The organism is Metasolibacillus meyeri (assembly GCF_003049505.1).
GTDB classification, from domain to species: domain Bacteria; phylum Bacillota; class Bacilli; order Bacillales_A; family Planococcaceae; genus Metasolibacillus; species Metasolibacillus meyeri.
In genome coordinates this window covers 1-16,629 of the sequence record NZ_PYWN01000090.1, presented here as the reverse complement: position 1 = coordinate 16,629, position 16,629 = coordinate 1, and the positions used below count along the sequence as shown (strand labels likewise).

The following is a 16,629-nucleotide window of genomic DNA, read 5'->3' as shown; positions in this document are numbered from 1 at the left end:
ATGAATGATGGAAACAACAATGATTCAAAAAATAGGACAAATCGGAGTAGCTGTTAAAGATTTAAACCGAGCGCTAGCTTTTTATAAGGAGAAATTAGAACTCACGCTTTTATTTAACACGGATACGATGGCTTTCTTTGAATGCAATGGGTTGCGGCTTATGTTATCACTTCCCGAAAAAGACGAATTCGCTTATTCTAGTTCCGTTATTTATTTTCAAGTCAATCATATTAAAGATATTTATGAGCGCTTAGTAAGTAAAGAAGTTATCTTTATAGACGAGCCACATGTGGTAGCAAAAATGGGACAAACAGAAACATGGATGGTATTCTTTCAAGATACAGAAGGTAATACCCATGCATTAATGAGTGAAGTACAGGTATAAAAAAATAAAGGCGCATGAAATCAAATTAAAAAATCTGATTTCATGCGCCTTTCATTTTAACGTACTTCTGCGCCTGCTTCTGCAAGTGCTTTTAATACTTTATTATGTGCTGCCACAACTTCTTCGTCTGTTAATGTGCGTTCTGCATCAAAATATGTTAACGAGAATGCTACAGATTTTTTGTCTGCTGCTACTTTTTCACCTTCGTAAACATCAAACACTTTAACATTTTTCAACAGCTTCGTGCCTGCCGCGCGAATAATTGCCTCGATTTCACCCGCTGCTGTTGCACGCCCCAGCTCTAATGCGATGTCACGTGTAATACTTGGGAAACGTGGAACAGGGCTATACACAAGCTCCTCTACTTCCGCATTTAAAATAGCAGCTAGCTTCATTTCCACTACATACGTTTCTTTTAAATCGCTCTTTTTCTGTTCAGCAGGGTGTAATTGACCGATGACACCAATCACTTCGCCATTCAATAAAATATATGCTGTACGTCCCGGATGTAAACCTTCCACCGCTGCTTTTTCATAGCTGACTGCCGCAGTTAAACCTAGCTTTGCAAACAATGCTTCAACAATTCCTTTTGCCACGAAGAAATCTACCGCTTTTTTCTCACCTTGCCATGCATTGTCTGTCCAACGACCTGTTAATGCAACTGCAAGATGCTCTTCTTCATGCGGTAAACCTTCTGCTGTTTTGCCAAGGAATACTGAGCCAATTTCATACAATGCCACATCATTTACTTGACGTGCTACGTTATGACTTACTGCATCAATTAAATGCGGTAATAAACTTTGGCGCAATGTTGAGTGCTCTTCACTCATTGGCATTAATAACTTCGTTGTTTCTTCTTTTTGTAATGCGAATTTCTGTGCATCTTCAGCAGATGTCAGTGAGTAAGTAACAGCTTGATACAAGCCTGCACCTTCCATTACATTGCGCACAATACGGCGCTTCGCCTGATATGGTGTTAAGCCACCTACTTGCTCACCTGATGCTGGCAATGTCATTGGAATTTCGTCATAGCCGTAAAGGCGTGCGATTTCTTCCACAATGTCCTCTTCAATTGTAATATCGCCACGACGTGTTGGCACATCAATGATTAATACACCATTCGCTGCATCGACACCGAATTGTAGGCGATTTAAAATTGAAATCATGTCCTCTAATGAAATTTTCATACCAAGACGTGCATTAATAAAATCTGGTGATACAACAACTCGTGCTGGTGTTTTATCTAATTCATCAACTGAAACTGTACCTTCTAATACTTCACCACCAGCTAGCTCCGCTAATAGCTGTGCCGCACGCTCTGCTGCAAGTAATACGCGATTGGGGTCTACTCCTTTTTCAAAACGTGCTGAAGAATCTGAACGTAAGCCTAAATCTTTCGATGTACGACGCACCGATGAGCCTGTGAAATAAGCTGATTCAATAACAACCGTTGTCGTCGTCTCAGAAACCTCTGATTTTGCGCCACCCATTACACCAGCAACCGCCTCTGCCACTTCACCATTTGTAATTAAATAGTTATGTGGTTGTAATGTGCGTTCAATCTCATCTAATGTCGTCATTTTTTCGCCTGCTTGCGCTGGACGTGTCACGATTTTCCCTGTCCCTAGTTGATCGTAGTCAAAGGCATGTAACGGTTGACCGTATTCTAATAAAATATAGTTCGTAATATCAACAACATTATTGTGTGGACGAATGCCGCCAGCCATTAAATAATGCTGTAACCATAATGGTGATTCTGCTACTTGAATATTTTTTACGACTTTTGCTGCATATAGCGGGTTTACCGTTGTATCTTGCACTTCTAGCTGCAAGACATCTGCCGCTTTTTCATTTGATACTGCATATGTGATTTCAGGTAATTTTACGTCCGTATCTAAAATCGCTGCAACTTCATAAGCAACGCCTAGCATAGACATAGCATCTGAGCGATTCGCTGTTAAGCCTAACTCTAACACTGTGTCACGTAAACCTAATAGCTCAAGTGCATCTGTGCCTGGCACACTGCCCTCTGGCAAAACGTAAATTCCTTCTGCATATGCTTTTGGTACAAGGCGACCTTCAATGCCTAGCTCCTGTAATGAGCAAATCATGCCGTTTGATTCTTGACCACGTAGCTTTGCTTTTTTAATTTTAATACCGCCTGGTAAATGTGCGCCAGGACGAGCAACAATAACCTTTTGTCCTGCATCCACATTCGGTGCACCGCAAATAATTTGCTGTAAACTTTCTTCGCCAACATCCACTTGGCAAATATTTAATTTATCCGCTTCAGGATGCTTTTCTTTCGAGACAACATGCCCAACAACAACATTTGTCATACCTTGTGAACGGTCGATAACAGCGTCCACTTCAATCCCTGAACGTGTAATTTTTTCTGCTAATTCAGCAGGTGCTAAATTTGAAAAGTCAACATATTGACTAAGCCATTTTAATGATACTAACATCGTTATTCCACCTTACCCTTCTGCACGCTCAAATTGTGATAAGAAGCGCACATCATTTGTATAAAAATGACGAATATCGTCAACCCCGTATTTCAGCATGGCAATACGCTCTACACCAATACCAAATGCAAAGCCTGATACCTTTTTCGGGTCATAGCCAGCCATTTCAAGTACATTTGGATGCACCATGCCTGAGCCTAAAATTTCAATCCAGCCTGTTTGTTTACATACGTTACAGCCTGAGCCACCACATTTAAAGCATGATACGTCAACCTCTACAGAAGGCTCTGTGAATGGGAAGAAAGATGGACGTAAACGAATTTCGCGGTCAGCACCGAACATTTTCTTCGTTAAGACATCTAATGTCCCCTTTAAATCACTCATGCAAATGTTTTCACCTACAACAAGCCCTTCAATTTGCATGAATTGATGTGAATGCGTTGCATCGTCTGAATCGCGACGGAATACTTTCCCTGGACAAATAATACGCACGGCTGCGCCTTGTTTCTCTTCCATTGTACGTGCTTGTACTGGTGATGTTTGTGTACGCAATAATATTTCCTCGGAAATATAAAATGTATCTTGCATATCACGTGCTGGGTGATCTTTCGGTAAGTTTAATGCTTCGAAGTTGTAGTAATCTTTTTCTACTTCTGGTCCTTCCGCAATTTCATAGCCCATTGAAATGAATAAATCTTCAATTTCTTCAATAACGCGTGTTAATGGGTGGCGGTTTCCTGATTTCACCGCTGCACCTGGCAATGTCACATCAATTGATTCTTGCGCTAATTGCGCTTGAATTGCCTGCTCCTCTAAAATCGCTGCCTTTGTCTCTAATTCAGCAGTTACTTGCTCACGTACTGTATTGACTAAGGCCCCCATTTTGGGACGTTCTTCTGCAGATAGTTTCCCCATTCCTTTTAATAAATCAGTAATCGGCCCTTTTTTCCCTAAGTAGGCAACACGTACTTCGTTTAATGCTTTTAAATTAGTTGCTTCTTCAATTTTTTGCAGCATTTCTGCTTTCAATTGATTCAATTGTTGTTCCATTATTTTTCCTCCTCTAAATGATGTACAAACAAAAAAACCCCGCCCTAAAAAAGGGACGAGGTTGAATGTTCGCGGTACCACCCTAGTTATTGCTATTGCAATCACTTCATTTATATAACGACGCGTTAAACGCCGGCTATTCTTTCTTCGATACTTCCCTCGAATTCCCGAATAGCTGCTCACGGGGTGAACTGTAGTATTCGATACCATTATGCAAGCTCTCAGTCACGGCTCACACTCCCTAAAATGAATCAGTTGAATCTACTCTTCCCGGTCAGTGCATTTATTTATACAATGTGGTTTTTATTCTACGCTATTTTTGCAGGAGGTTCAAGTGGATAAAAGAAAATGACTATGATAATTTTATTTTTGACTATTATCGTTGTCAAAACGAAATACATCGTTTACAATACAATTGGGGTGAGGCTATGAAAAATCGACTTAAAGAATTACGTGCACGTGATGGTTTAAATCAAACAGAGCTTGCGAAAAGGGCAAATATTTCACGGCAAACCGTTAGCTTGATTGAACGTAATGAGTATATGCCTTCATTGCTGATTGCAGTGAAAATTGCACGTGTCTTTCAAGAACCTATTGAAAATATTTTTACATTTAGTAAGGAGGAATTATTATGATAAGATTAGTGATTTACGTATTGATTATGCTTTATAGCCTATCAAAGTGGGTGGGGCAGTTTACCCAACAATCAACTGAAGCAAATGTATTGATGTTAGTTAATATAATTGGCGTACTCGCTTTAATTATCGCGGAGCTTTATTATCGAAAGGTAGGGCATGGTTTACAATTAACAGTTGATGTGGAACAGGAAGATAATCATTTAACAAAATTAGAAAGTATTGCCTATTCCGCAATGTGCTATCAACAAGTCGCACTATGTTTGGGATTCAGTGTTCTTGTCATTGGATTTATTTTGCTTCGAGAGAGCAATCCTCAAATTGTCTTGATGGGCTTCATTATCATATTGCTCTCTCTATTTTTAATGCCAAATAAAAAAATAATGAATTTAACAAATCCCAATTTTACTTTACCTAATCCACATTCCAAAAATTATTATAAAGAGCTAGTAAATCAATATGACGATGGTCAAAAACATACGATGTTACACGGGCTCTATCTATTGCACTTCCTATGCTCTTTAGGTTTAGTATTATTAGCACTTGGTTTAATGTATTATTCCGTGTTTTCGGGTAATTCACAAGTGATTAGTATAGTAGGAATTGGCGTATTATTATTATGTAATCAAGTAGGCTTTGCGGTGATTTTAAAACCAAAGCAAGGGGAAATTTTATAGTTCCAAAGTAACGATTCGCTCAACCAAACTAAATTTAAGAAGTTACGCCAAAATCAAATGACTTCCAATTAAAAGAAAGGACTGTTCCAAAGCGGCACATTAGCCTACTTTGGAACAGTCCCTATCCTCTATTTCACAAATGCATACAATAAAATCCCCGTAGCAACAGCGACATTCAATGATTCTGCCTGTCCTAAAATTGGGATAATAATATTTTGGTCTGTTTTCGCTAAAAGCTGTGGGCTAATACCACTTCCTTCATTTCCAACGATTAAGGCAAAGGCATCTGTTGCTTGAATTTCTTTGTAAGATACTGCATTTTCCAGCGCTGTGCCATAGACAGCTACGCCTTCATCTTGCAAATTTTCTACCCATTCAGCTAAATCGCCGCGCACAACTGGAATATGGAAATGTGAGCCTTGTGCTGAGCGCAATGTTTTCGGGTTAAATGCATCTGCACTGCCCTTTCCTAATATAACGGCATCTAATCCAGCAGCATCCGCTGTGCGAATCATTGTACCGATATTACCTGGGTCTTGTACTGCATCCACAAGCAACACTTTGCGCCATTTATTCATTCCCTCAATTTTGAGTTGCTTACAATGGGCAAACACCCCTTGCGACTGCTCGGTTTCTGCCAGCTCTTTAGCAACTGCATCATTGACTTGCACAATCTCGATATCATCAATCGGCCAAAGCAATGGTAAATCAACATTGTCTTTGACGATAATTTGTACGATTTGCTCTTTATTTTTTAAAGCTTCCTCAATAAGATGAAAGCCTTCTACGATAAATTCTTGTGATTTCTCACGCTCCTTGCGCGTTGTCACAAGCTTTTTCCAATGCTTCACTAAAGCATTTTGTGTTGATTCAATTCGTTTCATACATACCGTCCTTTTTTCTTTTTCGATGCTTCATTTTATCATAACTTTCCTTTGAAAAGTATAATTCCACTTATTTTGTCCATAGTAACAGTATAATGACATTTTTTTAAAGGAGATTGGAGAATGAATTTTCAAATACGACAAGCGATTGCTGCCAATGTGGCAGGACAAAATGCACAGGAATTAAGCGGTATTGTGGAAGATGCAATTGAGCGTGGTGAAGAGCATTTATTACCAGGGCTCGGCGTATTTTTAGAGAAATGGTGGAATGTAGCGGATGAACAAGAGCGCCAACACTTTACTCAGAAGTTAGCAACACAGTTTAACTAAATGATTTGACTCAACAATATTTCGCACGTAAAAAATTGAAATTCGCACATTAAACAGTCTATTTCGCACGCAAGACAACTAAATTCGCACATAACTAACAGCAAAAAGCAATCCAGCGTCTCCCGGATTGCTTTTTGCTTGCAGAGGGGGTGCCTCAAAATGAATTTTCAGGCACATTCTTTGCTTTTACTATGTAATGATGGTGTATTCCATCTTGATTACAGCCATCATCATGTAGTTGTTTAATCGTGGACAGCGTCTCCCATACAGCGATTAAAGGGAACTACGAAAGCATTTGGTTGCGCTACCTGCTTGCAAATGCTTCATCTATTAGATACAGTTGCAACCCGCAACTTGTGATCTACGCTAATAATGAAATTAATACTGCCTTCTGTGCATGCATACGATTTTCTGCTTGCTCGAAAATATAAGAGTTTGGTCCATCAATTACTGATGTTGCCACTTCTTCTTCACGATGTGCTGGTAAACAGTGTAAAAACATATAATCCGGCTTCGCATGGGCAACAAGTTCATCGTTGATTTGATAGCCTTTGAAATCTTTTAAGCGTTGCTCGGTTTCTTCTTCCTGCCCCATCGAAGTCCATACGTCCGCATAAATAGCATCTGCATTTTTTACCGCTTCTATTGGGTCATGTGTGGCAAATACAGAGCCACCATTTGCTAGTGCAATTTGCTGTGCTTGTTCAAGAATGGTCGCATCACATTCATAACCAATTGGTGTTGCCACTGCTACATGCATTCCTACATGTGCCGCTGCAATAATAAGTGCATGGGCAACATTATTCCCATCACCTACGTAGGCGATTTTTAAACCTTTTAATTCGCCTTTATTTTCAGCGATTGTTTCTAGGTCTGCTAATGCTTGGCAAGGATGATCTAAATCCGTTAAGCCATTAATAACAGGCACCGTTGCATATTGCGCCAACTCTTCAACCATTGCATGAGAATTCGCACGAATCATAATACCATCTAAATAACCTGATAATACACGACCTGTATCTGGCACTGGCTCACCTCGACCAATTTGCATATCACGTGCGTTCATATACATGCCATAGCCACCTAGCTGTTGCATGCCCACTTCAAATGACACGCGTGTACGAGTAGAGCTTTTTTCAAAAATCATGCCTAATGTTTTACCTTCAAGTAAACGAGGGCACTTCCCTTGCTTTGTCACGATTTTTAACTGTGTCGCTAGCTTAACTAGCGCTTGCACTTCCTCACTTGTGTAATCAAGCAATGTTAGCAAATCTTTCCCTTTCAAACTTTCAACAGGTTTTAATTGCACCTCTTCTAATAATTTCATATTTATACGCACCTCTGTATCTTTATGTTGTCTTCATTATACATATGCATAAATATAAAATCAAGCGTATTTTTATGTTTTTTAAATAAATATTTATTCAAATCAATAAATATACAACATCTCCCTACAAAAGAGCCGGCTCAAATTAATTTTTCAGACGGCTCCTTGATAATAGTTATTCATTCTTTTACATATCGCTGCATCGTTTCATACATCGCCTTTGTTTCCTCACTGGAAGCTAAATTGAAAATCACAATTTGATCATCGGTAACAAAGCGAATGAAAGGCGGCTCACTTTTATCAACAAATAGCTTTACCTTATCACCATTTTCCAGCTTAAAATTCCCTTTAAGCTTTGTCCCCACTGCAGAGCCATTTGTGCGCACCGAAATTGCTGGCAACTCTTCAATCAATTCTAGTTGTTGTATATTTTTCCACCCATATTCACCACCATATACTCCCTTCACTTCAAGTTGTTGCTCCGTTGCAATAACGGACGTTTGCTGTAATGAAAAATACATTAAAATCGATACACCAATTAACGTGACAACTATAATAATGGCAGGCTTTTTCATTTGTTTACCTGCACCTTTTTTCAACTTGCCATGCTCATCCACAATATTGTGATTGTATTTTTGTGATTTAATAACAAGGACAATTGCTGAAACAATCAATAGAATGACAAGTGGTGTCATGAGTCGATAATAGCCGAGCGAATCAGCAGCTCCTAGCGCTAACAGTAAGAGCGCTACTATATACATATAGCGTGCGATAAAGCGGCTAAGACCTTCTACATCAACATGTTTCTTTTGCTCCTTAGACATCGTATTGTAGCCTGAAATAAGAAAATACCATTTTAACTTATGCGTCGCAATTCCTAAAAATACTAAAATAACAGCAATAATAATCCAAATCATCATTTTCTCCTTTCTATGAAAAAGATATGTTCCTTCATTCTATTTCAATAAAAAATGGTTGCCCAAAAATATTGGCGTTAGCCTATTTTTTTCGGGCAACCTTCATACAATTTTATTCAAAAATAATTTGGTTTACTTTATCACGATCTAATTTTTTAATCACTTCAACAATTAACTTTACTGCATTTTCATAGTCATCACGATGTAAAATGCCTGCATGTGAGTGAATATAGCGTGTTGCAACACCGATTGCTAATGATGGAACTCCGTTAGCCGTAATGTGGATTGCTCCCGCATCTGTACCACCGCCAGGGATTGTTTCGAATTGGTAAGGTATGTTGTTTTCCTCTGCCACATCAATGACAAAATCGCGTAAACCGCTATGTGCTACCATTGAGGCATCGTAAATAACGATTTGTGGACCTGCGCCCATTTTAGAAGTTGATTCCTTCGGTGTAACACCTGGTGTATCGCCTGCAATACCTACATCCACTGCAAAGCCGATATCCGGTTGAATTTGATGTGTTGCTGTTTTTGCACCACGTAAGCCAATTTCCTCTTGTGCACTCCCTACACCGTATACGATATTTGGGTGCTTTTCATCTTTTAATGCACGCAATACATCGATGGCAATCGCACAGCCAATACGATTATCCCATGCTTTTGCTAATAAATGCTTTTCGTTTTTCATGACATGGAATTCGAAATACGGTGTAATCATATCGCCAGGGCGAATTCCCCACTCCATCGCCTCTTCTTTTGAAGTAGCACCAACATCGATAAACATATCTTTGATGTCGACTGGTTTATTGCGCACTTCCGCAGGTAAAATATGTGGTGGCTTAGAACCGATCACACCAATAATTTCCTCACCATTGCGTGTCGTAATTGTCATGCGCTGTGCAAGCATAACCTGCCCCCACCAGCCGCCAACTGTTTGAAAGCTAATAAAGCCTTTATCATCAATTTTTGTTACCATTAAGCCGATTTCATCTAAATGCCCTGAAACCATAATTTTTGGACCATTTTCATCGCCAACTTTTTTGGCGATTAAACTGCCTAGATTGTCTGTTTCCATTTCATCAGCGAAAGGTGCTATGTATTTTTTCATTACTTCGCGTGGCGCACGCTCATTCCCTGGAATACCATTGGCATCCGTTAAATCCTTTAACATTTGTAATGTTGCATCTAATTGTGTCATTATTTCGACCTCCCAAATATATTCACTCTTACATTATAGCTTGAAAACGCTTGCGAGAAAAGAAATCTATTTTCTGATTTTAGTGAAATGCCTTTATAGCAATTTGCTCAGCTAGCAACTTCTGCTTTGCTAATTGCGCAAATTGTAGCGCATGCTCCCCATCACCATGGAGACAAATTGTATCAGCACGTAACGCAACCTCTGTTCCTTGCTGTGATAGCACTTTTCCTCTCTTCACCATTTGTATAATTTGCTGTATCGCCTGTTCACTATTTGTAATCAGCGCATTCGGCTGACTACGTGGTGTCAATGAGCCATCTGCTTGATACGTGCGATCAGCAAAAACTTCGTGTGCTACTTGCAAGCCAATTTTTTCACCAACTTCAGTCAATGCACTTGCAGCTAAGCCAAATAAAATGAACTTGGGTGAGACATCATAAACAGCCTGTGCAATCGCCTCGGCTAAAGCATGGTTTTTCGCTGCCATATTATATAAAGCTCCGTGCGGTTTGACATGCTGCATTTCTGCATTCATCGTCGTTAAAAATGCTTGTAGCGCTCCAATTTGATAAACGACCATATCATATGCCTCTTGAGGTGAAATGGCCATTTCACGACGACCGAAGCCTACTAAATCGGGCAAACCAGGATGCGCACCAATTTTCACATCGTACTTTAACGCTAATTTTATCGTCTCCCGCATTACTGTCGGATCACCCGCATGGAAGCCACAGGCAATATTGACAGAAGTAATGTATCGGAGTATTTCTTCCGTTTCCCCTAATCGATAATTGCCGAAACTTTCTCCTAAATCACAGTTTATGTCTACTTTGTACATTTATTATCATCTCCTCGTTTCTATTGTATAATAAAGTGTCAGGCACACACACAATTTTCACACAATTCAATGATGATAGTGGGGGTTCTTATATTGAAACATATTACATTCAAGCCTTTAAATGATTGTGCATTGCTCGTTGTTTTTGGCGACAGCATCTCTCTCTCAACACATAAAGAAATTCAACAATTTCATCAACTAATAGAAGAACAACCTTTTCAAGGTATGATTGAAGCAGTGCCTAGCTATACATCAATTTGTATCTACTATGATGTAATGAAAGTGCAACGTAAACTATCGGAAACGATTTATGGTAGCATTATTAGTTATTTACAAAACTTACTCCCTAAAAATGAACAACAATTCTCACAGCCTAGTAGAATGATTGAAATCCCTGTTCTTTATGGCAGGGAGTATGGACCCGATTTATCCTTTGTTGCAGATTTTCATGGATTATCTAAAGAGGAAATTATCGAACGTCATAGCGCACAGGAATATATTGTTTATATGCTTGGTTTTGCTCCTGGATTTGCTTTTTTAGGAGGACTAGATGAAACGATTGCCACACCACGTAAAGACATACCCCGCCTAACGATTCCCGCAGGTTCTGTCGGTATTGGCGGTCAGCAAACTGGGGTCTACCCTTTCGAAACACCTGGTGGATGGCAAATTATTGGACGCACACCTCAATCACTTTTTTTACCTGAACAATATCCTCCAACTTATTTACAAGCTGGGGATCGCGTGCGCTTTAAGGCGATTTCTGAGCAAGAATGGAGGAATTTTAAATGACGATAACAGTAATCAAGCCTGGGCTTTTTTCAACCATTCAAGATAGCGGTCGCTATGCTAACCAACAATATGGCGTAGTCGTTAGTGGTGCAATGGATATGCTATCTTATCGCATTGGACAGTTATTGTTACAGCAAGAAAATAAGGCCTCTATAGAAATAACGATGCTTGGACCTACATTGCGCTTTGATGTCGATACGGTCATTGTAATCACTGGCGCAAACTTCTCTCCTCTTTTAAACGAGATGCCTTGCCCTATGTGGCGTCCTATTGTAATTAAAGCAGGGAGCATTTTAAAATGCGCTGCTGCTACGGTAGGTGCTAGAGGCTATATCGCCGTGAAACATGGCATTCAAGTGCCTGCCGTTTTAGGCAGTCGTAGCACTTATTTACGTGCAAAAATAGGAGGTTTTCATGGTCGTGCTTTGCAAAAGGGAGATGTCCTTCCAATTGCACCTAGTAGCATCACTCATTGTAATTATTTTGTGAAGCCTGAAGATTTTATATCTTTTTCTAATGCGGTGACGATTCGTGTAACGACCGGGACAGAATGGGAGGTCTTTACAAAGAAAAGTCAGCAATCGTTTTTATCAACCGCTTTCCAATTATCGAAAGATGCTGATCGCATGGGCTATAGGTTACAAAGCGATAGTCATTTAACACATACTTTACAAAAGGATTTAATTTCTGAGGCAGTCACATTTGGCACAATTCAAATACCACCGAGTGGACAGCCCATTATTTTAATGGCTGACCGCCAAACGACAGGCGGCTATCCAAAAATTGCACAAGTTATTCAAGCAGATTTACCAAAGCTCGCACAGCTTCAATCGATGACTACGATTCGTTTTATAATTGTTTCTTTAGAGGAAGCGCAGGAAATTTATATGAAACAACAGCAACAATTAGCTCTTTTAAAAAACTTTTTATAAAAAAATGAAACCTTTTACGTCCTTCATCCGTATAGGAGGAAATATGGACTAACAAGGGGGAACTTTTCATGGCTCTTCTACTTCGAGTGCTAATTTTAGTTGTTATTATTTACATATTTTATAAAGGAGTTCGGTATCTTATTGATCCAAAGCGAAAACTAGATGAGGCTTATGAGAATGGGCAATATTATTTTTATGATGATGTGAAAAATGTACGAAAAAACTTCTTTATTTCTTATAAAGGCGCTCTTTTTGAAGGCGAAAAATATTTAGGGGCGACCGAGGATGCATTTGAAGTTATCTCTATTTTCGTCTTTGTGCATGACACGATGAAGCTACAAGGGCTAACGAAAAGCGATTTCTTATATTTGGAAAAAGAAATTAAGATGAGCTATCCGAACGCTAAAATTAGCTGGAAAAATCCAATCGAAAAACTAATGAAAGAAGAAAGTAGCGAGCTATAAGCCTCACTACTTTCTTCATTTTCATTTAAATAATGTGACAAGTAAATAAACTTGTATAGCAGCAAGTAGTGGGAAGCCAAATGCAAAGGAATTATGACGCGTTTTATGGCGGAATAAATACATGCCAAGCACGCCACCAATGGCTCCTCCTAAAATAGCAACAAGAAATAATGTTTTTTCTGCAATACGCCACTCTTTTTTGACCGCCTTTGCTTTGTCACGATACATTAATGTGCAAAGGATAAGCGACATCACCGCTACGTATGCTAGTGCAGCAACTTCTAGTTTCATTTTTCACCTCATATAGAAAAAAAGACTGATGGACATCCACCAGCCTTTATTTTATCGATTTTTATTTAGCTTGTGCATTTTTTGCAGCGTCTGCTAATTGAGCGAATGCTGCTGCATCGTTTACAGCTAAGTCAGCTAACATTTTACGGTTAACTTCGATACCTGCAACTTTTAAACCGTGCATTAAACGGCTGTAAGAAAGACCGTTGATGCGTGCTGCCGCATTGATACGAGTGATCCATAATTTACGGAAATCACGTTTCTTTTGACGACGGTCACGGTATGCATATTGACCTGATTTCATTACTGCTTGGTTAGCTACTTTATATAGAGTGTGTTTTGAACCGTAGTAACCTTTAGCTAATTTTAATACTTTTTTGCGACGTGCGCGTGTTACTGTTCCGCCTTTTACGCGTGGCATAGTAATTACCTCCTGCTAATTCTCTCGAATAGATTATTTTAAGTTTGAACCTGAATGTTCAAGTGTTATTTCATGTAAGTTAATAATGAACGAATACGTTTGAAATCGCCTGAAGAAGCAACTTTTGCTTTACGTAAATGACGTTTTTGCTTAGTTGATTTGTTAGCGAATAAGTGGCTACCATAAGCACGGTCAAATTTTAATTTTCCAGTACCCGTTTTTTTGAAACGCTTAGCAGCGCCACGGTGAGTTTTCATTTTTGGCATGTCGAATTTCCTCCTAAACTAAATACTAAATGTTATTGTTTTTCGTTCTTTGGTTGAAGAACTAAAAACATGCTGCGGCCATCCATCTTCGGTTTTTGTTCAACCGTTGCAACTTCGGCACAAGCTTCAGCAAAGCGATCTAACACACGTTGACCAATTTCTTTATGTGTAATCGCACGACCTTTAAAGCGAATGCTTGCTTTTACTTTGTCTCCTTTTTCAAGGAACTTAATTGCTGCACGTAGCTTTGTTTGGTAATCATGCTCATCGATTGTTGGGCTCAGACGAACCTCTTTCATCACGATGACCTTTTGATTTTTACGAATTTCGCGATCTTTCTTTTGCTGTTCGAACTTAAATTTACCATAGTCCATGATACGTGCGACTGGCGGCTTGGCTTGAGGAGCCACAAGGACAAGATCCAAGTTTACACGAGCGGCAATTTCAAGCGCCTCATTGCGTGTTTTCACACCAAGTTGGTCACCATTATGGTCGATTAGACGAAGTTCACGCGCGCGAATGCCTTCGTTTACATACATGTCTTTGCTAATAATAATCCACCTCCAAGTAGTGTCGCGAACAAATACATGGTTTGAGCAAGTGTACTCTTACCCGGTTGAACGGTACATCTTTTACGATTATCCACAAAAAAAGGACGGACATTGTAGAAGATGTCCGCCCGCTATATGTGCATACGTACTTAATACGTAAAACAATTCAACGTGTCAAACCTGTCAACTACTAAAATGCGTCGAACATCAGGTGAGAAGCGGGCAGCCTCTACTTCAACCACAAACTTTGTATTTATTAACCTTACTTATGATAGCATGGGTGAATTTGAATGTCAACACAAAATATCATCTTATTATAAACACCACCTCTTCCTTTGTAACACTACTCGCCATTCATAATTTTTAGACAAGTTAATCATTATTATGACTTATTAGTATTCAATAATATTTTAGTTATTGATATCAGATAGATGAAAAGGAATTAATCTGTCCGATTTGTCTCCGTGCAATTTCAACGTAATATCCTCATTTGATACATCGTCACTAATTAAAACAGACTGGTTAGCTTGAAAAGTTCGCTGTGTATCGAATATGTTAAAAATGCTAAATGACCAATTTGTTTGTATGGTTAAATTCCCTTTATCATTGAAAACTAATAAATCATTCACTACAGGTTTAAAAAACACATTTTTAGATTTCATATCTAAATTAATTGTTGTATTCCAATCTCTATTTGGACTTTCTCCATTGTAGCTTATATCCCGAATTATATTAACATTACTTATTTCCAAACTCTTTAAATTAGCTTGAAATGATGTAGTGCTTAGTAATGTATTGATTAACAATACTGCTAAAATAAATACTAACCCTATTAATATTCTTTTTTGTTTGATTCCAAAATTCAATTTTCGCACCATTTTCTCATCCTCTCTTAGTAAAAAATCTAAAGAAACATGAAAACAGTCACAAATTACAATGACCATTTCTAAGTCAGGGTAACTCCTTCCCGTTTCCCAACTTGATATAGTAGATCTTGACACTTGCAATTTTTCAGCTAATTGCTCTTGAGTTAGCTTATTTTCTACCCTCATTTTTTTTATTTTTCCAGATAGATTCATAACTCATCTCCTTTCTAAAATCAGGTTATTTCAAATCCAGTTAAATGACTAGATAAGCTTTTTCACATCCTGATTTTTCAATGACAAGATTCTTGTCATTATTGATATATCAACGTTTTCTCCCCTTTTTGTTAAACACAGTACTTACATATAATCATTGCTTGTTATGAATTTTCTCACCCCACAAAGCCCAAATTAAAGTTCATTTATCGTTGTCTATATAAGTTTCTGAAACATGGTTAAAGAGCACTGTCCTTAAATTAGGAACAGTGCTCTTCTAATTTATTTATGATAGGATTCTCTGTGACATAGTGAACCACGTTCTTTATATAGCACCTAAATATAAATCCAACGAAGCCACTACTTCCTTCGCAACAAGCTCAACGAAATCCCTATAATCCTCTATCGTATGCGCTTTGTCTAATGCATTATAATACGCCAATCGATTTTCTACTCGGATAATAATTGGGGGATAGCCCGATTTCAGTAATTCTAAATTTAATAACAATCTTGCTGTACGACCATTCCCATCAATGAATGGATGAATTCCAACAAAAATTGCATGCAACATCGCACTACGAACGATTGGATGTAATGCTTGTGCTTCCCCATCATACCAACTCATTAAAGCATCCATTTGCTCCTTAATTTTGAAAGGGGGAGGTGGTGTATGAACAGCACCTGAAATAAATACTTGCTGATCGCGATACACACCTGCATAACCATCATCAATACCTTTTAACACTAAGCGATGTAGATTTTTTATTTGCCACTCCGAAAATAATTCTTCTTTTTGGACAATACCTTCGACATAAGAAATTGCATCCCTGTGGTTAATAACCTCTAAATGCTCACGCATCGTTTTACCACCAACTGTAATGCCTTCAAGAACTACTTTTGTTTCGTTAATCGTTAACGTATTGCCTTCGATTGCGTTTGAATTATATGTCCATTCTAAAAATAATTTCTCTCGTAGGCTTTGGACTGTATATTTAGGCAGTGGCCTTTTGGCATCCAACTGCTGCTTTTTTAAATCAATTTGTTCGAACATTATCTTCACTCCTCTCAAAACCTCTAATTTTTACTGTTTTACTATATTATATACCTGTCTCTTATACACATCT

The 16,629-nt window shown here is 38.6% G+C and carries 20 protein-coding genes and 1 other annotated feature; of the genes, 7 read left to right on the top strand and 13 right to left on the bottom strand.

Translation table 11 applies throughout. The features are described 5' to 3' along the window. Positions 1–7 precede the first annotated feature (7 nt). Positions 8–385 (top strand): VOC family protein, encoded by a 378-nt coding sequence (locus C9J34_RS13705; protein WP_107840710.1) that lies wholly within the window; start codon positions 8–10, stop codon positions 383–385. Between the two features lie 56 nt (positions 386–441). Here the strand turns inward: C9J34_RS13705 and pheT are convergent, their stop codons facing one another. Then, positions 442–2,850 carry a phenylalanine--tRNA ligase subunit beta gene (pheT, locus tag C9J34_RS13700; RefSeq protein WP_107840708.1) on the bottom strand — a complete coding sequence of 803 codons (2,409 nt, stop codon included), beginning with the start codon at positions 2,848–2,850 and terminating at the stop codon, positions 442–444. A gap of 12 nt (positions 2,851–2,862) precedes the next feature. After that, a complete protein-coding gene (pheS, locus tag C9J34_RS13695) occupies positions 2,863–3,900 on the bottom strand; it encodes a phenylalanine--tRNA ligase subunit alpha (RefSeq protein ID WP_107840706.1) in 1,038 nt (345 codons plus the stop codon). Positions 3,901–3,948: 48 nt separating this feature from the next. After that, positions 3,949–4,187 (bottom strand) — a binding site (T-box leader). Positions 4,188–4,328: 141 nt separating this feature from the next. On the opposite strand from pheS, the gene C9J34_RS13690 reads away from it, so the two are divergent. Further along, a complete protein-coding gene (locus C9J34_RS13690; protein ID WP_107840704.1) occupies positions 4,329–4,535 on the top strand; it encodes a helix-turn-helix transcriptional regulator in 207 nt (68 codons plus the stop codon). After that, positions 4,532–5,212, top strand: coding sequence for a DUF3169 family protein (locus C9J34_RS13685; RefSeq protein WP_107840702.1), 681 nt, complete (start codon positions 4,532–4,534; stop codon positions 5,210–5,212). The genes C9J34_RS13690 and C9J34_RS13685 overlap by 4 nt, the downstream gene beginning before the upstream one ends. Positions 5,213–5,340: 128 nt before the next feature. Here the strand turns inward: C9J34_RS13685 and C9J34_RS13680 are convergent, their stop codons facing one another. Beyond that, entirely contained in the window at positions 5,341–6,096 is a 756-nt protein-coding gene (locus tag C9J34_RS13680; RefSeq protein WP_107840700.1) for a TrmH family RNA methyltransferase, read from the bottom strand. A gap of 123 nt (positions 6,097–6,219) precedes the next feature. Here C9J34_RS13680 and sspI point away from each other — a divergent pair, with 123 nt between their 5' ends. Further along, the gene (sspI, locus tag C9J34_RS13675) at positions 6,220–6,426 is read left to right on the top strand and encodes a small acid-soluble spore protein SspI (protein WP_107840698.1); all 207 of its coding nucleotides are present in this window, start codon (positions 6,220–6,222) and stop codon (positions 6,424–6,426) included. Positions 6,427–6,787: 361 nt separating this feature from the next. On the opposite strand, the gene argF is transcribed toward sspI, so the two are convergent. From argF to C9J34_RS13655, 4 genes are all read right to left on the bottom strand, one after another. Then, positions 6,788–7,753, bottom strand: a complete 966-nt coding sequence (gene argF, locus C9J34_RS13670) for an ornithine carbamoyltransferase (protein ID WP_107840695.1) — start codon at positions 7,751–7,753, stop codon at positions 6,788–6,790. A gap of 179 nt (positions 7,754–7,932) precedes the next feature. Beyond that, positions 7,933–8,670, bottom strand: coding sequence for a DUF3784 domain-containing protein (locus C9J34_RS13665; protein ID WP_193769011.1), 738 nt, complete (start codon positions 8,668–8,670; stop codon positions 7,933–7,935). A gap of 112 nt (positions 8,671–8,782) precedes the next feature. Beyond that, positions 8,783–9,871: a M42 family metallopeptidase gene (locus C9J34_RS13660; RefSeq protein WP_107840692.1), complete on the bottom strand. Its 1,089-nt coding sequence runs from the start codon at positions 9,869–9,871 to the stop codon at positions 8,783–8,785. Positions 9,872–9,950: 79 nt separating this feature from the next. After that, positions 9,951–10,709, bottom strand: a complete 759-nt coding sequence (locus C9J34_RS13655; RefSeq protein ID WP_107840690.1) for a LamB/YcsF family protein — start codon at positions 10,707–10,709, stop codon at positions 9,951–9,953. 93 nt (positions 10,710–10,802) lie between these two features. Between C9J34_RS13655 and pxpB the strand changes: the two genes are divergently transcribed. The 3 genes from pxpB to C9J34_RS13640 all read left to right on the top strand — a co-directional run bounded on the left by pxpB (position 10,803) and on the right by C9J34_RS13640 (position 12,897). After that, complete coding sequence (gene pxpB, locus C9J34_RS13650; protein ID WP_238600662.1) at positions 10,803–11,501, top strand: 5-oxoprolinase subunit PxpB; 699 nt, start codon at positions 10,803–10,805, stop codon at positions 11,499–11,501. Beyond that, positions 11,498–12,433: a 5-oxoprolinase subunit C family protein gene (locus tag C9J34_RS13645; protein WP_107840688.1), complete on the top strand. Its 936-nt coding sequence runs from the start codon at positions 11,498–11,500 to the stop codon at positions 12,431–12,433. Before pxpB ends, C9J34_RS13645 begins: the two co-directional genes overlap by 4 nt. Positions 12,434–12,501: 68 nt before the next feature. After that, entirely contained in the window at positions 12,502–12,897 is a 396-nt protein-coding gene (locus C9J34_RS13640) for a sigma-w pathway protein ysdB (protein ID WP_107840686.1), read from the top strand. 21 nt (positions 12,898–12,918) lie between these two features. Here the strand turns inward: C9J34_RS13640 and C9J34_RS13635 are convergent, their stop codons facing one another. From C9J34_RS13635 to C9J34_RS13610, 6 genes are all read right to left on the bottom strand, one after another. Further along, positions 12,919–13,188: a DUF1294 domain-containing protein gene (locus tag C9J34_RS13635; protein ID WP_107840684.1), complete on the bottom strand. Its 270-nt coding sequence runs from the start codon at positions 13,186–13,188 to the stop codon at positions 12,919–12,921. A 61-nt stretch (positions 13,189–13,249) separates the two neighbouring features. Further along, on the bottom strand, positions 13,250–13,609 hold the full coding sequence (rplT, locus tag C9J34_RS13630) for a 50S ribosomal protein L20 (RefSeq protein ID WP_107840681.1): 360 nt from the start codon (positions 13,607–13,609) through the stop codon (positions 13,250–13,252). 65 nt (positions 13,610–13,674) lie between these two features. Continuing rightward, the gene (rpmI, locus tag C9J34_RS13625; protein ID WP_042474774.1) at positions 13,675–13,875 is read right to left on the bottom strand and encodes a 50S ribosomal protein L35; all 201 of its coding nucleotides are present in this window, start codon (positions 13,873–13,875) and stop codon (positions 13,675–13,677) included. 32 nt (positions 13,876–13,907) lie between these two features. Further along, positions 13,908–14,414 (bottom strand): translation initiation factor IF-3, encoded by a 507-nt coding sequence (gene infC, locus C9J34_RS13620; RefSeq protein ID WP_107840680.1) that lies wholly within the window; start codon positions 14,412–14,414, stop codon positions 13,908–13,910. Between the two features lie 422 nt (positions 14,415–14,836). Continuing rightward, positions 14,837–15,505: a helix-turn-helix transcriptional regulator gene (locus tag C9J34_RS13615; protein ID WP_107840678.1), complete on the bottom strand. Its 669-nt coding sequence runs from the start codon at positions 15,503–15,505 to the stop codon at positions 14,837–14,839. 325 nt (positions 15,506–15,830) lie between these two features. Beyond that, the gene (locus C9J34_RS13610; protein WP_193769010.1) at positions 15,831–16,556 is read right to left on the bottom strand and encodes a Fic family protein; all 726 of its coding nucleotides are present in this window, start codon (positions 16,554–16,556) and stop codon (positions 15,831–15,833) included. Between the last annotated feature and the right edge of the window lie 73 nt (positions 16,557–16,629).